The organism is Serratia sp. CY74737, from assembly GCF_052166775.1.
In the GTDB taxonomy this organism is placed as follows: domain Bacteria; phylum Pseudomonadota; class Gammaproteobacteria; order Enterobacterales; family Enterobacteriaceae; genus Serratia; species Serratia ureilytica.
This window is the reverse complement of the sequence record NZ_JBJNOF010000002.1, coordinates 322,003-342,434: the sequence shown is the minus strand read 5'-3', so window position 1 is coordinate 342,434 and position 20,432 is coordinate 322,003. Positions and strand designations below refer to the sequence as shown.

Below are 20,432 nucleotides of genomic sequence, written 5' to 3'. Positions count from 1 at the left end.
GATCATCCCCGGTTTTTATGTCCCAAAATGCCTTTCATCAAGGCGGTATCTCTTGTTATCGGCTACCACAGGCCGACGTCCGTCGGCGGAAGCATAAACGTAACATAACTGAGATAGTGAGTTTACGACAAGGCGACGAGAATGGGCAGACGGCGGGAGAATTATCGGAATAGCGCCGCCGCTGGCGATCGGCGGCGGCGGGGTCAGGCTCAGCGGCGGTTGCGCACCAGCTGGTAACGGCGGGTCAGGTACTCTACCGGCGCACTCCAGATATGCACCAGGCGGCAGAACGGGAACAGCACGAACAGCGTCATGCCCAGCACCATATGCAGCTTGAAGATCAGCGCCACACCTTCCAGGTGCGCAGAAGCGCCGGCGTGGAAGGTCACGACCGCCTGCGCCCAGGCCACCAGCTTCATCATTTCGCTGCCGTCCATATGCTGGGCGGAGAACGGAATGGTCAGCAACCCCAGGCACACCTGCACCACCAGCAATGTCAGGATCAGGATGTCGGCGACGCTGCTGGTGGCGCGCACCCGCGGGTTGGTCAACCGGCGCTTCAGCAGCAGCGCGCCGCCGATCAGCGTCATCAGGCCGCAGGCGCCGCCGGCGATCATCGCCAGCTTCTGCTTCACGTCGATCGGCAGAAAGGCCTCATACATCCAGTGCGGCGTCAGCATGCCGAGGAAATGGCCCGCGAAGATGCCGATAATGCCGATGTGGAACAGGTTGGACGCCAGCCGCATGCCCTTTTTATCCAGCATCTGGCTGGAGCCGGCGCGCCAGCTGTATTGCCCGTAGTCGTAGCGCAGCCAGCTGCCGATCAGGAACACCGCGCCGGCCAGATAAGGGTAGATGTCGAAGAAGAACTGATTCAAAAATTGCATGATTAGCGTCCTTTGGTTCCGGTTAACGCATCCGTCAGGTCCAGATACTGTGGCGCCACCGCGCCGGCGAAGCGCCGCTGGTGCGCCGTCTGCTGGGCGGAGGCGCAGCCCTGCTCGCCGAGAAATTTGACCTGCTCCTCTTCCCATACCGCATCCAGCGCCTGCGGCGTATCGTCGCGCGCCTCTTGCGCCACCTGCGCCTTCAGCGCCTGCGCCTGCGCATCGCTGCCGGACAGCGCCAACAGCAGATCGAACAGCACCGCATACGGGCTTTCGCGCTGCTGCAAGCGCGCGCCCAGCAGCGCCAGGATCGGCGCAATGTCCTGCAGCCCTTCGCGCGCCTGCGCCGCGCTGCGGCTGGCCAGATACTCCAGATACAGCGGCAGGAAATCCGGCAGCTCGCGGCTGTCGATCTCCAGCCCGGCGGCGCGGTACTGCGCCATCAGGTCAACCATCGCCTGGCCGCGATCGCGCGACTCGCCGTGCACGTGCTCAAACAGCAGCAGCGAGATGGCGCGGCCGCGATCGAACAGCTCGCAATAGTCGGCCTGCGCGTCCAGCAACGGGCGCGCGCACAGGCGGCGGATAAACAGAATCAGCAGCGCGCTGTGGTGCAGATCCAGCTCACTGGCCGGTTCCAGCGCTTCAATCAGCGCCTGCTGATGGTCAAACAGCGCCTGCTCCGGGTAATCCAGCAGGCGGGCGATCACTTTCAGGCTGATCATGAGGCATCCTCCGGCCGCGCGGTTTTCGCGGTCACGTCAATGGCGTCGATACGGCGGCTGTTGAACAGATTGAACTTGCCGTCGCTGCCGTGGCAGCCGTCGCCGAAGCTGAAACCGCAGCCTTTGCTTTCGGGGAAGGCTTCGCGCGCCAGCTCACGGTGGCTCGACGGCACCACGAAGCGATCTTCATAGTTGGCGATCGCCAGGTAGCGATACATCTCCTGGGCCTGCGCTTCGCTCAGACCGACCTGCTCCAGCGCGCTGATGTCCACCACGCCGTCGACGGTTTCCGCCCGTTTGTAGTGGCGCATCGCCAGCATGCGTTTCAGCGCCAGCAACACCGGCTCGGTATCGCCGGCGGTCAGCAGGTTCGCCAGATACTGCACCGGAATGCGCAGGCTCTCGACATCCGGCAATACGCCGCTGTGCGCCAGCTCGCCGGCGTCGGCGGCCGACTGAATCGGCGACAACGGCGGCACGTACCACACCATCGGCAGCGTGCGGTATTCCGGATGCAGCGGCAGCGCCAGTTTCCAGTCCATCGCCATTTTGTACACCGGCGACTGCTGAGCGGCTTCAATGACGCCCTGCGGCACGCCGTCCGCCAGCGCCTGAGCAATCACCTTCGGATCATGCGGATCGAGGAAGATATCGAGCTGGCTCTGGTACAGATCCTTGTCGTTTTCCACCGCCGCCGCCTGTTCGATGCGATCGGCGTCGTACAGCAGCACGCCGAGGTAGCGGATGCGGCCGACGCAGGTTTCCGAACAGACCGTCGGCTGCCCGGCTTCGATGCGCGGGTAGCAGAAGATGCACTTCTCGGACTTGCCGCTCTTCCAGTTGAAGTAGATTTTCTTGTATGGGCAGCCGGTCAGACACATGCGCCAACCGCGACACTTGTCCTGATCGATCAGCACGATGCCGTCTTCGCCGCGCTTGTAGATTGCCCCGCTCGGGCAGGTGGCGACGCAGGCCGGGTTGAGGCAATGCTCGCACAGGCGCGGCAAATACATCATGAAGGTGTTTTCGAACTGGCCGTACATCGCCTTCTGCAGGTTGTCGAAGTTCTTGTCCTGCGAACGTTTTTCGAACTCCCCGCCGAGGATCTCTTCCCAGTTCGGGCCGTTTTCGATCTTGTTCATGCGCCGGCCGGTGATCACCGAACGCGGGCGCGCCACCGGCTGGTGTTTGCCCTGTTTGGCGGTGTGCAGGTGCTGGTAGTCGTAATCGAACGGCTCGTAGTAGTCATCCAGCGCCGGCACGTCCGGGTTGGCGAAGATTTTCGCCAGCACGCCGACGCGGCTGCCCATGCGCGGCTCCAGCTTGCCGTTGATTTTACGGATCCAGCCGCCCTTCCATTTTTCCTGATCTTCCCAGGCATGCGGATACCCGACGCCGGGCTTGCTTTCCACGTTGTTGAACCAGGCGTATTCCATCCCCTCGCGGCTGGTCCAGACGTTCTTGCAGGTGACCGAACAGGTGTGGCAACCGATGCACTTGTCCAGATTCAGCACCATGCCGACTTGCGAACGAATTTTCATTTGCTGTTCTCCTGCTGACTGCCCTGCGCGTAGTCGTTGCCTTCGTCGTCCAACCAATCAATGCGGTTCATCTTGCGCACCACCACGAACTCGTCGCGGTTGGAGCCGACAGTGCCGTAGTAGTTGAAGCCGTAGGCCAGCTGCGCATAGCCGCCGATCATGTGAGTCGGTTTCGGGCAAGCGCGGGTCACCGAGTTATGGATGCCGCCGCGTTGGCGTGTGATCTCCGAGCCGGGCAGATTCACGATGCGCTCCTGCGCGTGGTACATCATGGTCATCCCCGCCGGGATACGCTGGCTGACCACCGCGCGCGCCGTCAGCGCGCCGTTGGCGTTGAAGGCCTCGATCCAGTCGTTGTCCGCGATGCCCAGATCTTTGGCGTCGTCTTCGCTCAGCCAGACGATCGGGCCGCCGCGCGACAGCGTCAGCATCAGCAGGTTGTCGCTGTAGGTGGAGTGAATGCCCCACTTCTGGTGCGGCGTCAGGAAGTTCAGCGCCTTCTCCTTGTTGCCGTTCGGTTTGCTGTTGAGCAGCGGCTGCGCAGCGCGGGTGTCGATCGGCGGCCTATACGCCAGCAGGCTTTCGCCGAAGGCGCGCATCCACTCGTGATCCTGATACAGCTGCTGACGGCCGCTGAGGGTGCGCCACGGGATCAGCTCATGCACGTTGGTGTAGCAGGCGTTATAGGAGACGTGCTCGTCTTCCAGGCCGGACCAGGTTGGGCTGGAGATGATTTTGCGCGGCTGCGCCTGAATGTCGCGGAAGCGAATTTTCTCGTCTTCCTTGTTCAGCGCCAGATGCCGGTGATCGCGGCCGGTGACGTTGCTCAGCGCTTCCCAGGCTTTCACCGCCACCTGGCCGTTGGTTTCCGGCGCCAGCGACAGGATCACTTCCGCCGCGTCTATCGCGCTCTCGATCTTCGGCCGCCCCGCCGCCGGGCCGTCGGCCTTGACGTAGTTAAGCTGCTTGAGGAAATCGACCTCGGTCTGGGTGTTCCAGCTGATGCCCTTGCCGCCGTTGCCCAGTTTGTCCATCAACGGCCCCAAGGAGGTAAAACGCTCGTAGGTAGCCGGGTAATCGCGCTCCACCGCGATGATGTGCGGCGCGGTTTTGCCGGGGATCAGTTCGCACTCGCCTTTCTTCCAATCCTGCACGCCGTAAGGCTGCGCCAGCTCGGCGGCGGAGTCGTGCTGAATAGGCAAAGTCACCACGTCGGTTTCCTGGCCCAGATGGCCGACGCACACCTCGGAGAAGGCTTTGGCGATGCCCTTGTAGATTTCCCAGTCGCTCTTCGAATCCCAGGCTGGATCGACCGCCGCCGACAGCGGATGAATGAACGGGTGCATGTCGGAGGTGTTCATGTCGTCTTTTTCATACCAGGTGGCGGTCGGCAGCACCACGTCGGAATACAGGCAGGTGCTCGACATGCGGAAATCGAGCGTCACCACCAGATCCAGTTTGCCTTCGCCGCCCTGCTCGCGCCATTCCACTTCCTGCGGCTTCACGCCGCCCTGCTGGCCGAGATCTTTCCCCTGGATGCCGTTCTCGGTGCCCAACAGGTATTTGAGCATGTATTCATGGCCCTTGCCGGAAGAACCCAGCAGGTTGGAGCGCCAGACGAACAGGTTGCGCGGGAAATTCTGCGGATTGTCCGGCTGCTCGGCGGCAAAGCCCAGCGCGCCGCTCTTTAGGCTGTCGACGGTGAACTCAACCGGCGACTGGCCGGCGGCGCGGGCCTGCTCCGCCAGGCGCAGCGGATTGGCGCCCAGCTGCGGCGCCGAAGGCAGCCAGCCCATGCGCTCCGCGCGCACGTTGAAGTCGATCAGGCTGCCGCCGAAGCGCGATTTGTCCGCCAGCGGCGACAGCAGCTCATCGGCGCCGACGGTTTCATAGCGCCATTGGCTGGAATGGTTGTAGAAGAACGAGGTGCTGTTCATGTGGCGCGGCGGGCGCTGCCAGTCAAGGCCGAACGCCAGCGGCAGCCAGCCGGTTTGCGGCCGCAGTTTTTCCTGGCCGACGTAGTGCGCCCAGCCGCCGCCGCTCTGGCCGACGCAACCGCAGAAGATCAACATATTGATCAGGCCGCGGTAGGTCATGTCCATGTGATACCAGTGGTTGACGCCGGCGCCGACGATGATCATCGAACGGCCGTGGGTCTTCTCGGCGTTTTCCGCGAACTCGCGGGCAATGCGGATGATGTTGTGGCGCGACACGCCGGTGATCTGCTCGGCCCAGGCTGGGCTGTAAGCCTTGACCTCGTCATAGTCGGCGGCGCAGTTGGCGTCGCCCAGCCCGCGCTCCAGGCCGTAGTTGGCCAGCGTCAGGTCATACACGCTGGTCACCAGCGCTTCACTGCCGTCCGCCAGCCGCAGGCGTTTCACAGGCAGCTTGTGCAGCAGGATTTCGTCCAGCGCCACGCTGTTGAAATGCTCGCTGTCGGCGCCGCCGAAGTACGGGAAGCCCACCTCGGCAACGTCGTCATGCATGCCCAGCAGACTGAGCTGCAGCTCGACTTCCTGTTGCGACTTGCCTTCGCGCTGCTCCAGGTTCCACTTGCCCTTCTCGCCCCAGCGGAAACCGATGGAGCCCTGCGGCGCCACCAGCTCGCCGCTGCGGCTGTCGATAGCGACGGTTTTCCACTCGGGATTGTTTTCCTGGCCCAGTCCGTCCACCAGATCGGCGGCGCGCAGCAGGCGGCCGGCGGCGTAGTGGCCGCCTTCACGCGGCTCCAGCAGCACCAGCATCGGCATGTCGGTATAGCGGCGCACGTAGTCGCGGAAGTAGCCGACTTCGCGATCGAGATGGAACTCTTTCAGCATCACATGGCCCATCGCCAGCGCCATCGCGCTGTCGGTGCCCTGCTTCGGATTCAGCCAGTAGTCGCACAGCTTGGCGACTTCGGCGTAGTCCGGCGTCACCGCCACGGTTTTGGTGCCCTTGTAGCGCACTTCTGTAAAGAAGTGGGCGTCCGGGGTGCGCGTCTGCGGCACGTTGGAGCCCCAGGCGATGATGTAGGAGGAGTTGTACCAGTCGGCGGACTCCGGCACGTCGGTCTGCTCGCCCCAGGTCATCGGCGAAGCCGGCGGCAAATCGCAATACCAGTCGTAGAAGCTCAGGCAGGCGCCGCCGATCAGCGACAGGTAACGGGCGCCGGCGGCGTAGGACACCATCGACATCGCCGGGATCGGCGAGAAGCCGATAATGCGGTCAGGGCCGAAGGTTTTGGCGGTATAGACGTTGGCGGCGGCGATCAGTTCATTGACCTCTTGCCAGCTGGAGCGGACGAAACCGCCGCGGCCGCGCGCCACCTTGTAGCTTTTGGCTTTTTCCGCATCGCCGACGATCGATCCCCAGGCCTCGACCGGATCGCTGTGCTGCGCTTTCGCCTCGCGCCACAGTTTGAGCAGCCGCTTGCGCATCAGCGGGTATTTCAGCCGGTTGGCGCTGTACAGGTACCAGGAGTAGCTGGCGCCGCGCGGGCAGCCGCGCGGTTCATGGTTGGGCAGATCGGGGCGGGTGCGCGGATAGTCGGTTTGCTGGGTTTCCCAGGTCACCAGACCATTCTTCACGTAGATCTTCCAACTGCAGGAACCGGTGCAGTTCACGCCGTGGGTGGAACGCACCACTTTGTCATGCTGCCAACGGCTGCGGTAGCCGTCTTCCCAGTCGCGGTTGGTGTTCAAGGTCTGGCCGTGATCGCCAGAAAAAGGCTCCGCCAACTGCTTGAAATAGCGGAAACGGTCTAAAAATTTGCTCATCCGGAATGCTCCTGAAGGCTCTTGTCGTTATAAGAAGACATGCTCAATCTGCCGCCAGCCTACTGACGGCCAACCGGCGGCAAATTGATTGCGATCAAGAGAAAGCGGCGGGCGACGCGTGCGCCGGGCGGGAAATACCACCAAAGTATAGGGGTGAGAAATAGGATTAATTGTTTGAATTAAAATGAATAAATCAGAATATCAAGAAGAAGGTGAACGGGCGGGAGGCAAGACGGGGTATTTGGGGGTAGGACGCGGGGAAAAACCCCGCGTCGGGTTTCAGAAAGGAACGCCGCGGAAGAAGACGTTGCGCAGAATGTTCTTCATGTAAACGCCGGCCATCACCCCGCTGTTGACGTAGATGATGCCCTTCATGCCGTGCAGCACGCCGCCGAGACGGCTTCGGCTGTCGGTGATGATGCGCGACGTGATGCAGGTGTGGCGCAGCCGCATCACCTTGCGCGCCCGCGGCGAAATCTGCGGCATCAACCGGCGCTCGAACTGCATTTTGTTGTGATAGCCGATGATGCCTTTCGGGCTGGAGGTAATACGCTCACCGTCGTGATCGTTATGCACCGCCAGGCGCTCGTGCAACGTGCCGATGCGCATGCCCGCCGCCAGCAGGCGATAAATGAAGATATGATCCTGATAACGCGGGGTATTGAAGAACCCGCGCACCGCGATCGCTGCCTCGCGGCGCAGCATGATCATCGGCGTGTAAGCGACGCCGGCCAGCATGAAGTCCTCCAGCCCGTCGCAGCGGGCGCGGTAATAGCGCTCGGCGCTGATTTGGCCGTCCTGCAGAATATCCATATCGCACAGGCTGACGGGGTAATTGCCGCGCTGCATAAAGGCCAGCTGACGGGCGATCTTCTCCGGGTGGTAGTAATCGTCGTCGTCCAGAAAAGTGAGGTATTCCCCGGTGGCGCGCAGGATGCCGCTGTTGCGCGCCCGCGCCCCGCCGCCGTTGCGCGCGCGCGGGCAATAGACGATCTGCCCGGCGGCAATATAGCCGGCCAGCCGTTCGCGGGTGGCCTGGCGCTGCGGATGGTTCGGCGGATTATCGTCCACCACCACGATCTCCACCGGCTGATGGGTTTGCGCCAGGACGCTGTCGATGGCGCGCGCCAGCAGTTCGCTGCGGCCATAGGTCGGAATAATGACGCTGACTTTGATACTCATAATGGGCTTCCACGCGGGTTTATCGTCGTTCGGGCACGGTCAGATTCACCCGAAACGGTTGTAGAGACTGGCCATCAGGTAGTAGACCAGCGGACTGCGGTAGAACAGGCGGTTCTTGCGGCTCAGCATTTGCCGCTCCTCCGCCCGCAGCCGGGCATAGCGCCGTTTCAGCTCGGCGGTTTCCCGCAGCGCGTCGCGCAGGCCGAAGAAGTCCAGCCCGACCAGCAGGCGCGCCTTCAGCGTGGTGACGAACAGCACCGAGTGGAATCCCTTCCCCCCCTCGCGGCGACGCCCGCTGTCAGCGCGCTCGATGGCGTAATCGAGATCGTCCAAATCCCGCCGCTTCGGCGCACGCGTGATGCCGTTGGGGTTAGCGCGGTATCCTACCAACGGCGTGTCGCACACCACGATGCGGTTCGCTTTCAGATACAGCTGCGGGATCAGCTGGATATCCTCGAAGTTGCGCCCCGCCGGAAACGCGGCGTCGTTGAACAGCGAACGGTGATAAATCCGCGCCCAGGCGTACCACAGGCTGCGGTTAAAACTGTCCGCCAGCAGCGCCATATGCGGCTCGCGCTCCTGTGGCGCGGCGTTGCCGGGCACGATCGCCATCAGGCCATCCGGTTCTATCTTGCCGTTTTTCAGCCGCGAGAAGCGCTGGGCGTTGAACGCCACGATCTCCACCTGCGGGTTATCCGCCAGCAGGCGCCCCAAAATGCTGAAATAGCCCGGCAGCAGCACGTCGTCGGAGTCCAGAAAACCGAGATATTCGCCTTCGGCATGGGCGATCCCGGCGTTGCGCGCGGCGCTCAACCCCTGGTTATCCTGGCGCAGGATGCTGACCTGCGTTTTCAATGCCGGATAACGGCACAGCACCTCTTGCGCGACGGCGATGGAGCCGTCCGGGCTGCCGTCATCGACGAGGATCACTTCCGCCCAGTCGGGCAATTGACTCAGCACCGAATCCAGGCACGCTTCGATGTAGGCTTCCACCTTATACACCGGGACGATCAGGCTTAGCGTGATAGTCATGAACGGGTATCCTTATTGATTGCTAGTGTCTCGTTGCACCCACAGCGCGCTGCTGCCCACCGCGGGCAATTTGGCGTCGATCTGCGGCTGCCCCTGCCAGCGCCAGCCGGGCGGCAGGTCAAAACGGGCGGCCATCGGCCGATAGTACGGGTTGGCGATCAGCACCAGGCCGCGCTCGCCGTCGATAAACAGCCGCGCCGGTACGGCGGTGTTGTTGCCGGACAGCGTCGCGCTTTCGCCCGAGAGCAGGTACGGCGTGAAGCTGTCGATCTGTTGCGCCACGCGGGCAACCCCTTGCCAAATACCGTCGAATTCCTGTTGGTTGAAATCACCGCTGCGGCGCTTGTAGAACAGGTCGGTATAGGAGTAGAACAGCAGCCCTTTGACGCCGCCGATCAGCCCCAGCCAGGCCTGGTTGCGGATCTCCGCTTCGCTCGGTTGGCGCGGCTTGCGGTGCGGCTCATAGGCGGCGTGATCCATGATCTGCATCACCAGCCAGGCGCCCTTCGCCTGACGCGCCACCTGCACCGTCAGGCGCGAGTATTCCAGCGTGCGCGTCATATCGGCATCGCGTCCGACCGGATAAGGATCGCTGGCCAACACGTCGGAACTGTTGAAATAGGCGTTGAGCGCGCCGGTCTGATTCAGCGCCTGAAAGGTCAGATGGTCAGGATCTTGTTGCTTCACCTGCAGATGCATCTGCTCTATCTGCGGCGCGTACTTCGGCGCCAGCTCATCGTTGATGTACCAGGCGAGCAGGTTCGGCTGAGTTTTAAACTTCTCCACATAAGACGCCGTCAACTGCGGGTAGCTCAGGCGCGTTTTCGGCGCAGAGTCGAGGCCGGGGTAGAAATCCTTCAGCGAGAAAATCACCTGCAGCCCGTACTGCTGCGTTTTGCGGAAATAGGCGTACGGGTCGCGCCCTGCGCCGTAGTTGTAATTCAGCACGGTGTTGAAACCGGCGTCGCGGATGCGCGCCAGATGCTCATCGGTCGCCATGTTGCCGTACATGTAGATGCCCAGCGGAAAGAAGCGCTTGCCCTGCCGCAGCGTATAGCCCTGCTCGTCCAGCGCCACTTTCGGCGGCGCCTCGCCGATGCTGACCGGCATTTCGCTGCTCCGGCTGTGCTTCGACGCCACGTCCGTCACCTGCTGCTGCAGGCGGTACTCGCCGGCGGTCAGGTTGGCCGGCAACGAGAACTCTACGCGCTGACGCTCGGCGACATGGTAGCGGCGGCTCTCCTGCCGCACGGCGGTGCGTTGGCTATCGAGCAGCGTACTTTCCACCTGCACTTCCTGAGGCTGCTGCACTTCGATCAGGCTGGAGGCCGATTGCCCGCCGGCGCGCATCTGATACAACGCCGGCGCCGTCGGCTGGCTGCAAACGTAGGCATCGTCGAACCAGGCATTGCCGGTCGTGCCCTTGCGCATATACAGCCCCAGTACGGTGGTGGTGGCCTCTGCCGGCACGGTGAAACTGCCCTCCACCGGCTGCCAACCGCTGCTGCCCAGCAGGCCTTGCGGGTAGCTGCCGGCCAGGTGGCGCCCCTTGGCGTCATAGCTTTCGACGTACACCCCGGCGCCCGGCTGATCGCCTTTGCCGCGCAGGTTATCGCCGCGCACCCACACGCCGAACGCGATCGTCTGGCCCGCTTTCACCTGCAGCGTTTGCAGCATCTGGTGATACTCCGCCGGGTCAGGATTGCTGTAGTACAGGCTGGCCCGGCCGCTGCGGCCGCCGGAGACCACCTTGGCCGGCGGCAGCGACCAGCCCGTCTGTCCCTGCTCAAAGCCGGGGTTGGTCAGCAGATTGGTCTCGCAGCCCGCCGCCCCGGCCTGAGCCGCCAGCCCGCATCCGATCAGCACGCAGGCTGCGTTCAAGATTTTGCTGGTCATTGTCTTTTCATCACCGCGCTGTACAGGTAGGAGAAGAACAGGTAGCAGGATTTTTGATAAGAGAGCCCCAGATGACGACGGTAGATCTGCCACTGCCAGTCCGCCGCGCGGATCTTGTTGCCGGACAGCGAATTGGCGGACAGCCGGTAAAACGCCAGCGGCTCCGGAATGCAGTACGCCAGGCGATTGCGCGCGCGCTCCAGAATAGACAGCCACATCACGTAGTCTTCATGCCCGACCTTGCGCTGGTAGACCTTGCCGACCCGGCGCTGGTTGTACATGCCGGTCAGGTTGCCGATCCAGTTGCTTTTCAACATGTCGCGGTAGGCGATGATCTCCCCGGCGCCGCGGTAATTTTTCACCTGCGCCAGGTCATTCTCGAAGGTGTAATAGTGCGAGCAGACCACGTCGTAACGCTGGGTTTTAAGGATGCCGACCTGGCGGGCCAGCTTATTCGGATGCCAAACATCGTCGCTGTCGCAAAACGCGATGTAGTCGCCGCGCGCCGCTTCGATGGCGATGTTGCGCGTTTCGGCCACCCCCTGATTGGCGTTGTTGCGGATGTAGGTCAGTCGATCGTGAATGAACGGCTTGACCACCTCGGCGGTGTTGTCGGTGGAGGCGTCGTCAATCACATACAGGTGATAGTCCTGATAAGTTTGATTCAATACGCCAAGGATCGACTCGCGGATAAAACCGGCGGCGTTATAAGCCGGCATAATGACGGACACTTTTTCCATGATGATTACCTCAGACGATAAGCTCTTGCCACTGGGGGTAAATACGTTCAGGCACAAACCGCTGCGCCTTTTCCAACGCACGGTGGGAGAAGCGGCGACGCAGTTCGCCGTCGCCGATCAGCGCCAGGACACGCTGACTGAAGGTGTCGACGTCGCCGTCCGCCACCAGATAACCGTTTTCGCGATCGTCGATCAGCTCCGCCGGGCCGGTCAGACAGTCGAAAGCCACCAGCGGCAGGCCGAAGCTCATGGCTTCGATCAGCACCATCGGCAGGCCTTCGTAGCGAGAGGTCATCAGCAACAGGCTCGCCTGCCGGTAATGCCCGGCGATATCGGCGGTGGCCGGCAGCAGCTGCACCCGTTCGTCGAGCCCGTAATCGGCGATCTGCCGTTGCAACGCCGCCCGATCCGGGCCATCGCCGACGATGTGCAGCCGCCACTCCGGCGCCTGCTGCGCTACCTGCCGCCAGGCGGCGATCAGCCGGTCGAAGCCTTTCTGGTGGCACAGTCGGCCGACCGCCAGCGCCACCGGCTGTTGCTGTTCCGGATGCGGCGCCCGCAGCGGAAACGGCGACACGTTCTCAATCACCCGACATTTGCGGGCGGGCACCCAGCGGCCGATATTCGCCAGATCTTTTTGCGTCAGCAGCACGGTGCGATCGCCCAGCCGGTAGATCAGCACCTTCAGCCACTTCATCGGCCACGGATACTGGTGGAAACTGACATGTTCACTCAGCACCAAGCGGCTGCCGGGACACAACAGCCGCAGGTAAGGCACCATGATCACCGAGAGTTTCCCCATCGAGACGGTGATGATGGCGTCATAGCGGCCGCGGCGTAAGAACAGCGCCAGGCGCCACGGCCAGAGCAGCGTCTTGCCGCGCATGAAGCGCAGCGTCACCGCCGGCTCCAGCGGATAGAACGCCCGATCCCCGCAGATGGATATCAGTTCGACCTGGTGGCCGAAGCGGGTGGTCAGCGCATTGGCCAGGCTGCTGGCCACCCGTTCGGTGCCGCCTTTGCCGCCGATGTCTTCGATTACAATTGCGATTTTCCGCGGTTGCATGTCACCTCCGTAATCCCTCGCGGGCCGTGCGCAGCAGCCTCCCCCCCAATGGAAACAGTCCCAGCCTGGCCAGACAGTCGCCATACAGCTTGATCGCCTTGAATTTGCCGCTCAGGGTGTGGCGCTCCATGCGCGATGAGTAGTAGTTGAAAGCCTGCAGATCTTCGCTGTACAGCGAAGCCAGCAGGTGTTTACAGGCAAAGCCGCTGATATAACGGCCGCTGGCCTGCAGATAGGTATCGATAAAGCGTTCGCTGGCGTCGATGTTCAATCGGCAGCGGTTCAGATCCTCGTCGCCGCAGCGGATGAACACCCCACCGCCCTGATCGTGAACCACCCGGGCGCCCAGGTTGGTGGCGTTGACCAAAAACCCCCAGTCCTGGTAACGGGCCAAAAACTCCGGAAATAAAAACCGCCGGTCTTGTTTCTTGCGCACGCTGATGGTCGAGGTGCGAATATCCCCCATCTCGATAAATAAGAAATCTTCCCCGGCCACGCCCTCTTGGTAATTAAACACGTAGCTGCGCACATTCTTGTCGTTGACCGTGGTGTAATTGCCGAACACGATATCGATCCGCGTGTCCTCATGCCGTCTCAAGCGCCGGATGATATAATTGGTGCCAAACATATCCTCCGGTTCCAGAAAAAAAACCACCTCAGAACGCGCCAGGCGAAAACCGATATTGCAGGCGACGGCGATATTGCCGCGCACCCGGCTTTCATGCAGCCTGGCGCGATGATTCGCCGCCAACAGTCCGTGTATCTTTTCCGACTCACCGGCTTCCGATGAATAATCGACCACGATAATTTCATAATCAAAACCGGCGCAATAATGGGTCATGCGCGCCAGCGTGGCGGCGAGATGGTTTGAATTATTAAAAGCGGGAATAACAATTGATAAGTCCATTTAATACCTCAAAAGCTATTATCAACTGGCGAGTGCAGCCTGATGCCAGAGAAAAAGTTTGTTATCGCAGCATATCCCTGCCCGGTTATCCCCCCGCCTCGGGTCGAGTACGCGCAGCCAACGGCCTGTTTCAGCTACGTATGAAAATACCCTCCCCATTCTTGTTCAATCGTTTCTGGCATCAGCCGTTGTAATCCGGCCCCCGGGGTGAAAGTCAGCTCGCCAAAATAAATGCGATCCTGCACCTGATAAAAATCGACGCGTACGTACGAGAATTGTTCCGCCACCTGGCGCGCCAGCCGCAGCATCTCCTTTAGCCCGCTGGGGCGCGACATCGGCACGTCGCTGTTCGGCACGCCCATGCGGATCTCGGTGCGGTTCCAGTCCGCATCAAAGAAATCGCGGCGATGATCGATAAAGCGCTGATAATCGATCTGAATAAAGAAGCGCACCTCACCGTCAAGATTAAAACAGTGGATCTTGATGTCGTTCGGTATTTGCCCTTCGTCGATCAGCATTCTTTCCACCATGATGCAAGGTGGAATATCTTTATAATGCCGCTCGCGATAAACCTGATAAAAACTTTGCCGCAGCCAACTGTTGGTCAACACCCGCAGTTCGTTATAACCGGTTTGGCTTTTATCAAATACCAGCTTGTTATATCCGCTGCCATGGTTGGCTTTAATCACAAACGACTCGGGCAGCTGCTGATACATCTCTTCCGTAAATTCGTTGCCGTGCGCGTAAAGATCGATCAAATACTCTTTACCCCATAGCTGTTCGATATACTCTCTCACCCGATATTTATCGGATAGCTGCGTATATATCGCCAGTGGATAAACTTTCCTACGCATCAGTTTTTCGCTGTACCCCACCGGATGGGCCAGATGCGGCACCTTGCGGAAAAACATTGCGTATTTTAACTGATGATATATTGCATCGGGCATACGTCGGTATAACCCTTTCACCAGATTATTTAACATATATTTCTCGTACCTTCCCTATTAATTGCGGAAAACACCGATAGCAAGTCACCTGCAAACGCGTAATTTTTCCTCCTCTGAAAAAGCTGTTGAGCACAAAGAATGAAATAAACTCCGTGATCAACGTCGATATCGCCGCGCCCATGATCCCGTAGCGCGGGATCAGGATGAAATTCATCACCACGTTGGCCAACGCCGCCAGCGGCATTTTGATGGCGATGAATCGATAGCCGCTGAACAGCACGATGGCGCGGTAAGACACCGTTCCCATCACCGAGAACAACGACGTCACCGAGCACAGTGCCAAAATGGTCGCCGTTTGCCGGTAACTTTCGCCGAACATCAGCGCGACTATCTGCTGCGGAAACAGCGACAGCACCGCTATCACTGGCATCGAAAGCACCAGCACCATCAGATACAGCTGGCGAATGCGCGCCTCTTGTTCCTGCTCCGAACCGGCATTCGCCACGCCTGGCATCATCGACATGATCAGCGCGATGGGCACGAATACCCACCCCTGGCTCAGCGTGATGGCGGCGCTGTAAAGCCCGACGCTGTGTTCTCCCATATAGTTGCCCAGCATGATCTGATCAATGCGCGTATAAATGACGATCGACAGGCTGGAGATCGCCAGCGGCAAGCCGACGCTGAACAGGTAGCGGCCGTAGCGCCGTTTGTGTCTGCCGCTGATCGCCGGCATCTGCGCCTGCTCGCGACGGAACAGCACCCAGCGCACCGCATAAGGCAGCAGGCTGCTCAGCACATAGGGCAGCGCAAACCACACCAGCGTCAATTGCGCGTACACCAGGCCGAGCCGCATCACGATCGACAGCAACAGCGCGACGTTGTTGATCAACGTGTTCAACTTCGACTTCAGCAGCGCGTCGTAATAGATTTTGTAGACGTCCTGCACGGAGAAATACGCGCTGATCAACATCAGCAGCATCATGATTTGGTTGGTGCGATCCTGCGTCAACAGCGTCCAGGCCATCAGCGGCAGCGCGATCAGCGCAAACAGCTGTCGGCGGATGCGCATCGAAGCCAGCATCAGCCGCATGCCACTCCGGCGCCGTTTGGCGACGCGGTTGAACAGCACCGCGTCCGCCCCCAGCTGCACCAGCGGCACGGCGATGGCGATCACCGACAGCAAGTAGTTAATCAAACCGTATTGCGCCGGCCCGAGATAGCGCGCGACGTACACCGAAACGAAAATCCCCGACAGACTCAGCGATACCCGCTCCAGCATTAACCACAAAGAGTTCATCAGCATCGCTTTCATGCGCTTACGGCACCTTTTCTTCCTGATGGCTCGGATAGGCAAAGGCGTAGTAACCCGCATCGGCGGCGGATTTTTTCACCATGCCGTTGAGGATCACGCCTTTGATCGCCACCCCATTCTGTTCGAAACGGCGCATGCTGGTTTCGATCTGCTTGACGGTGTTCACTTCAAAACGCACCACCAGCAGCGAAGTGCCGGCGTGATGACCGACGATCGCCGCATCCGTCACCGCCAGAATCGGCGGCGTATCGATCAGCACCAGATCGTAGTTTTGCCCGGCCCAGCGCAGGAAGTCGGCGAAGCGGCGATGCATCAGCAGTTCGGACGGATTCGGCGGCACCTGGCCGCGCGGCACGAAGTCCAGGTTGGCGATGGCGGTTTTTCGCACCGCCTGTTCCGCCATCACGTCGCCCACCAGCATGTCGGACAAACCGCGATGTCCATCCTCGGCCAGCCAGCGATGCAGGAAGCCTTTGCGCATATCCGCGTCGATCAGCAATACCCGCTGCCCGGCCTGCGCCACGACCACCGCCAGGTTGGTACTGGTGAAGCTCTTGCCGCTTTCCGGGCTGGCACCGGAGACCATCAGAATATTGTTTTTGGCTTCCAGCATGGCGAAATGTAGGCTGGTACGCAGGCTGCGGATTGCCTCCACCGACAGATCCGTCGGCTCGGCCACCGCCAGGATCGGCAGGCGCCGGCCGCCGGATTTGGGCAACAGATGACGCTGCTCGCGGTTGCGCTTCACCTGCCACGGCGACAGCGGCACGGTGGCGTAGACGTTGATGCCCCGCTTCTCCAGCGTATCGATATCATTGATGCCGCGGTGGAAGGCCGCGCGCAACAGCACCACCGCGGCGGCGCCCCCGGCGCCCAGCAGCAGCGCCAACAGCACGATCAGCATCTTTTGCGGCTGGATCGGCCGAATGGCGGTTTCCGCTTCATCGATGATGCGCACGTTGCCTACCGTGCCGGCCTTGCTGATGCTCAGCTCCTGCTGCTTGTTCATCAGCTGCATGTAAACCTGCTGATCCACCTGCACGTCTCGGGTGAGACGCAGGATCTCCTGCTGCATTTTCGGCAGCGTCTGCACCTGTTTGCCCAGCCGCGCCTTTTCCGCTTCCAGCGTGGCGCGCTTTTCCAGCAGCGCCCGGTAAGCCGGGTGCGCGCGGGTATAGAGCTTGGAGATCTCCGCTTCCTTGAAGGTCAGTTCATTGAGCTGCGCTTCGAGCTGCACCTGCGTGTCCAACACCGATTTGGCTTCCAGCGACAGATCCACCGAGTCGTTTTGCTGACGGAACTGATTGAGCTGGGTTTCGGCGTTGTTGAGCGAGGTTTGCGTTTGCGGCAGTTGCTCTTGCAGGAACGCAAGCATTCGCTGCGCCTCTTCCGTTTTGCGATCCACGTTCTGCTGCAGGTAGTTGTCGGTGATGTTCTTCAGCACCGCCTCGGCGCGCTGCGGATCTTCGCTCGGCAGCGTAAAGGTCATGATGCCGCTGTCTTTACCGCCCGGCACTACGTCAAGATTTTTGCGCAGATCGTCCACCGCTTTCTGGCGCGCGACTTTGACCACCGTAAAGCTGGCGCCCGGCGCCGCGTCCAGCGCCGAGACGGCCATGTTCCATCCGCCCTGCGCCACCGGCTGCCCGACCGCGCCGCTGAACAGTTTGGCGCCGTCATGGCTCAGCTCGTAATGCTGCCCATCGCGCACCGTCAGCGTCAGCGCTTCGCCCTCCATTTCCGGCGGCGTCGTCAACGTGGCGATATCCAGCACCGGCGCCTTTTCGCCGCTCAGTCGGGCAAAACCTTTACCGAATACCGGGAAATAGTCCGGCTCGACGCGCACCGTCAGGCCAAGGGCATCCACCGTTTTGCCGAGCACGTAGCGCGACTTGGCCAGCGTCACTTCATCCTGCGTCGCCGAATTCTGCCCCATCGAGCTGTCCAGCGTTTCGCGCAGCAGCGAGTCGCCGGACAGCTGTTTTTCCACCTGCACCACCGCCGTGGCCTGATACACCGGGGTCGCCAACAGGGCATAGGCGACGCCCAGCGCGCCGGCCACGCCGGTTACGACGGCGATCCGCCAGCGGTTATCCCAAAGCGGCCCTACCAGACGCTCCCACTCCAGCTTTTCATCTTGTTCGGCCACCATCACGGACAGCGCATTGTTCTTCATCTTCTGTTCCTTATTCATCCTGCGGATTTACCAGTTGCGCACGCGCAGGGTAGCCTCGCTGAGATCGTTAAAGCTGCTGATGGTCGGCACCAGCTGGCTGATCAAACGGTTCCAGCGCGCGACCGGCGCCGCAGTGACGTACACGACGTCGTAAGGTTGCAGCTGAAATTCAGCGCCCATCGCCAGCGCGCTGGCGTCGGAAAGATCGAACTGATACAGCGTCGCAAGCCGCTGCGGCGTTTTGCCGCCGCTCGGCCGGATCACGAATACCCCGGTCGCATCCGCGACCGTCTGGCTGATCCCTTCGGAAGAGCCGAGGGCCTCGGTCAACGTCATGCCGCTGCGGTCCATCTTCAGCGTCGCTTGCTTGCCCACTTCGCCCATCACGAACACTTTCAGTTCGTCATTGCGCGGGACGTAAAGGATGTCACCCGGCTGCAGCAACGCGTTCTGACTGATGTCGCCGCGCTGCATCAGCGCCTGCAGCGAGATGGCCCGATCCTTGCCCTGATGGGTCAGCACCACGTTGCGCCAGTCGGCGTTCTCCGTCAGGCCGCCGGCGGCGTTGATCGCATCCAGGATGGTCAGCGGCACGTTGGTGATCGCCTGCTGGCCGGAGGTTTTCACCTCACCGGTCACATAAGCCTTCTGCGAACGGAAAGCGGCGATGCTGACATCCACCTGCGGGCTTTCCACATACTGCGCCAGACGGCCGGCGATCAGGCTGCGCACTTCGGTGACGGTTTTGCCCACCACCGCCACTCGCCCGATATAGGGATAAAAAATCGTGCCATCGGCATGGACCCAGTTACCGGTGTCGCTGGCGCTGCGGTATTGCCCGGCCGGCGTAGTCAGCTCAGGGTGATCCCAGACGGTGACGTTCAACACGTCGCCGACGCCGATACGGTATTGATAGTTCTGCAGCCGCTGATCCAGCGCCGGGTTCGGCCGGGCGACCGGTTCTACGCGCCGCATTTTCTGCAGCAACATCGGCGACATGCGGTAGACCTGCACCTGGTTATTCAAATCAAAACCGTCGTCTTGCTGCACGACGACGGCTTTTCCGCTGGTCGATAAATGTGAGCCGGGAATCACCGTACACCCGCTCAACAGCGCGGAGGTAAAGGCCAACGGCATCAAAAGAGGCAAATGAAAATTCATGGAAGTACCGTGATAAACGGGCTGCCGCCGCAGCCCGTGAGGGGATTAACGGCCGACGGTCGGATTATCGCTGAACACCGTCGCCTGACGCGGCTCGCGCAACAGGGCGAAATAGCCGCAAAAACAGAGCAGAAACGCCACCAGCATCAAACTCTCTTGCAGTTTCAGCACTTCGCTGCAGATACCGATGCAGGCCAGCGTCACCGCCAGCATGGTGCTCATCGCCAGCGCCTGGCGCGCATTCAGTCCGCGACGCATCAGAATATGGTGCAAATGATCGCGCCCCGCTTTGAATGGGCTTTGGCGGCGCAGCAGGCGGCGCACCATCACCGTCACCATGTCCATCAGAGGAATGGCGATCAGCCACAGCGCGGTCACCGGGCGCATCACCGCCTGCGGTCCCTGGGTCGCCAGCAACACCAGCCACAGCACGCTGAAGCCGATCACCATGCTGCCGGCATCCCCCATAAAGATCTTGCTGCGCGCACCGAACAGACTCAGGTTGAACAGCAGATAAGCCGCCAGAGCGGCGATCAGGCCCAGACACCACAGCGCCAGGTCTTCCCGGCCGCCCAGCCCGAACACGATGGCCAGCGCGACGAAGGTGACGCAGGACAATGCGCCCAACTGCCCATCGATGCCATCCACCATGTTGTAGGCATTGATCGCTCCCCATACCGCCAGCGGCGTGAGCAGCAACGCGCCATAGCCGAGCATCACTTCCTGATGCCCCCAGACATAACCCAGCGAGGAGAGTTGCATCCCTGCCGCCAGCATCATCGCCAGCGCGATCCCTCCCTGCACCATGACGCGCGGCGCCACGGGCAGATCAAAGCGGTCATCCAGCACGCCCAACACCACCAGCGCCGTTATGCACAGCAGGTAGATCGTGCTTTCGGGCAGCCAGGCGGGTTGCCACAGCGTCATCAGCATCAGCGTCAGGTACACGGCGATGCCGCCGACCAGCGGAATGTGCCCCAGATGTTGCTTGCGCGCATTGGGCTTATCCACTAACCCCACCACCAAGGCGGCGCGGCGGGCAATAAGCACCCACGCCACCGCCAGCACAAATATCACGCTCAGTTGATATAACATCGTT

At 61.2% G+C, this 20,432-nt stretch carries 15 protein-coding genes; all 15 read right to left on the bottom strand.

The genetic code is table 11. The annotated features are described in order from the left end of the window. Window positions 1–209: 209 nt before the first annotated feature. The 15 genes from narI to wecA all read right to left on the bottom strand — a co-directional run bounded on the left by narI (window position 210) and on the right by wecA (window position 20,428). Window positions 210–887, bottom strand: a complete 678-nt coding sequence (narI, locus tag ACJ8PE_RS03560) for a respiratory nitrate reductase subunit gamma (RefSeq protein ID WP_033643426.1) — start codon at window positions 885–887, stop codon at window positions 210–212. Between the two features lie 2 nt (window positions 888–889). Further along, window positions 890–1,612: a nitrate reductase molybdenum cofactor assembly chaperone gene (gene narJ, locus ACJ8PE_RS03555; protein WP_197793501.1), complete on the bottom strand. Its 723-nt coding sequence runs from the start codon at window positions 1,610–1,612 to the stop codon at window positions 890–892. After that, on the bottom strand, window positions 1,609–3,153 hold the full coding sequence (narH, locus tag ACJ8PE_RS03550; RefSeq protein ID WP_108680949.1) for a nitrate reductase subunit beta: 1,545 nt from the start codon (window positions 3,151–3,153) through the stop codon (window positions 1,609–1,611). The genes narJ and narH overlap by 4 nt, the downstream gene beginning before the upstream one ends. Beyond that, a complete protein-coding gene (locus ACJ8PE_RS03545) occupies window positions 3,150–6,911 on the bottom strand; it encodes a nitrate reductase subunit alpha (protein WP_197793500.1) in 3,762 nt (1,253 codons plus the stop codon). Before ACJ8PE_RS03545 ends, narH begins: the two co-directional genes overlap by 4 nt. Before the next feature lie 279 nt (window positions 6,912–7,190). Next, window positions 7,191–8,093, bottom strand: coding sequence for a glycosyltransferase family 2 protein (locus tag ACJ8PE_RS03540; RefSeq protein ID WP_197759720.1), 903 nt, complete (start codon window positions 8,091–8,093; stop codon window positions 7,191–7,193). A 45-nt stretch (window positions 8,094–8,138) separates the two neighbouring features. Continuing rightward, a complete protein-coding gene (locus ACJ8PE_RS03535) occupies window positions 8,139–9,125 on the bottom strand; it encodes a glycosyltransferase family 2 protein (protein WP_033643431.1) in 987 nt (328 codons plus the stop codon). A gap of 12 nt (window positions 9,126–9,137) precedes the next feature. Continuing rightward, window positions 9,138–11,021, bottom strand: coding sequence for a carbohydrate-binding protein CenC (locus ACJ8PE_RS03530; RefSeq protein WP_197793499.1), 1,884 nt, complete (start codon window positions 11,019–11,021; stop codon window positions 9,138–9,140). Continuing rightward, on the bottom strand, window positions 11,018–11,761 hold the full coding sequence (locus tag ACJ8PE_RS03525) for a glycosyltransferase family 2 protein (RefSeq protein ID WP_033643433.1): 744 nt from the start codon (window positions 11,759–11,761) through the stop codon (window positions 11,018–11,020). The genes ACJ8PE_RS03530 and ACJ8PE_RS03525 overlap by 4 nt, the downstream gene beginning before the upstream one ends. A 10-nt stretch (window positions 11,762–11,771) precedes the next feature. Next, window positions 11,772–12,827, bottom strand: coding sequence for a glycosyltransferase family 4 protein (locus ACJ8PE_RS03520; protein WP_122003919.1), 1,056 nt, complete (start codon window positions 12,825–12,827; stop codon window positions 11,772–11,774). A 1-nt stretch (window position 12,828) separates the two neighbouring features. Then, entirely contained in the window at window positions 12,829–13,734 is a 906-nt protein-coding gene (locus tag ACJ8PE_RS03515; protein WP_033643435.1) for a glycosyltransferase family 2 protein, read from the bottom strand. A gap of 134 nt (window positions 13,735–13,868) precedes the next feature. Further along, window positions 13,869–14,717, bottom strand: coding sequence for an ATP-grasp fold amidoligase family protein (locus ACJ8PE_RS03510; protein WP_033643436.1), 849 nt, complete (start codon window positions 14,715–14,717; stop codon window positions 13,869–13,871). Then, window positions 14,707–15,996 carry a flippase gene (locus tag ACJ8PE_RS03505; protein ID WP_197759719.1) on the bottom strand — a complete coding sequence of 430 codons (1,290 nt, stop codon included), beginning with the start codon at window positions 15,994–15,996 and terminating at the stop codon, window positions 14,707–14,709. The genes ACJ8PE_RS03510 and ACJ8PE_RS03505 overlap by 11 nt, the downstream gene beginning before the upstream one ends. A 4-nt stretch (window positions 15,997–16,000) precedes the next feature. Beyond that, window positions 16,001–18,172: a polysaccharide biosynthesis tyrosine autokinase gene (locus ACJ8PE_RS03500; protein WP_197759718.1), complete on the bottom strand. Its 2,172-nt coding sequence runs from the start codon at window positions 18,170–18,172 to the stop codon at window positions 16,001–16,003. Window positions 18,173–18,199: 27 nt separating this feature from the next. Beyond that, window positions 18,200–19,333: a polysaccharide export protein gene (locus ACJ8PE_RS03495; protein ID WP_197759717.1), complete on the bottom strand. Its 1,134-nt coding sequence runs from the start codon at window positions 19,331–19,333 to the stop codon at window positions 18,200–18,202. 45 nt (window positions 19,334–19,378) lie between these two features. Further along, a complete protein-coding gene (wecA, locus tag ACJ8PE_RS03490; RefSeq protein WP_033643441.1) occupies window positions 19,379–20,428 on the bottom strand; it encodes a UDP-N-acetylglucosamine--undecaprenyl-phosphate N-acetylglucosaminephosphotransferase in 1,050 nt (349 codons plus the stop codon). Between the last annotated feature and the right edge of the window lie 4 nt (window positions 20,429–20,432).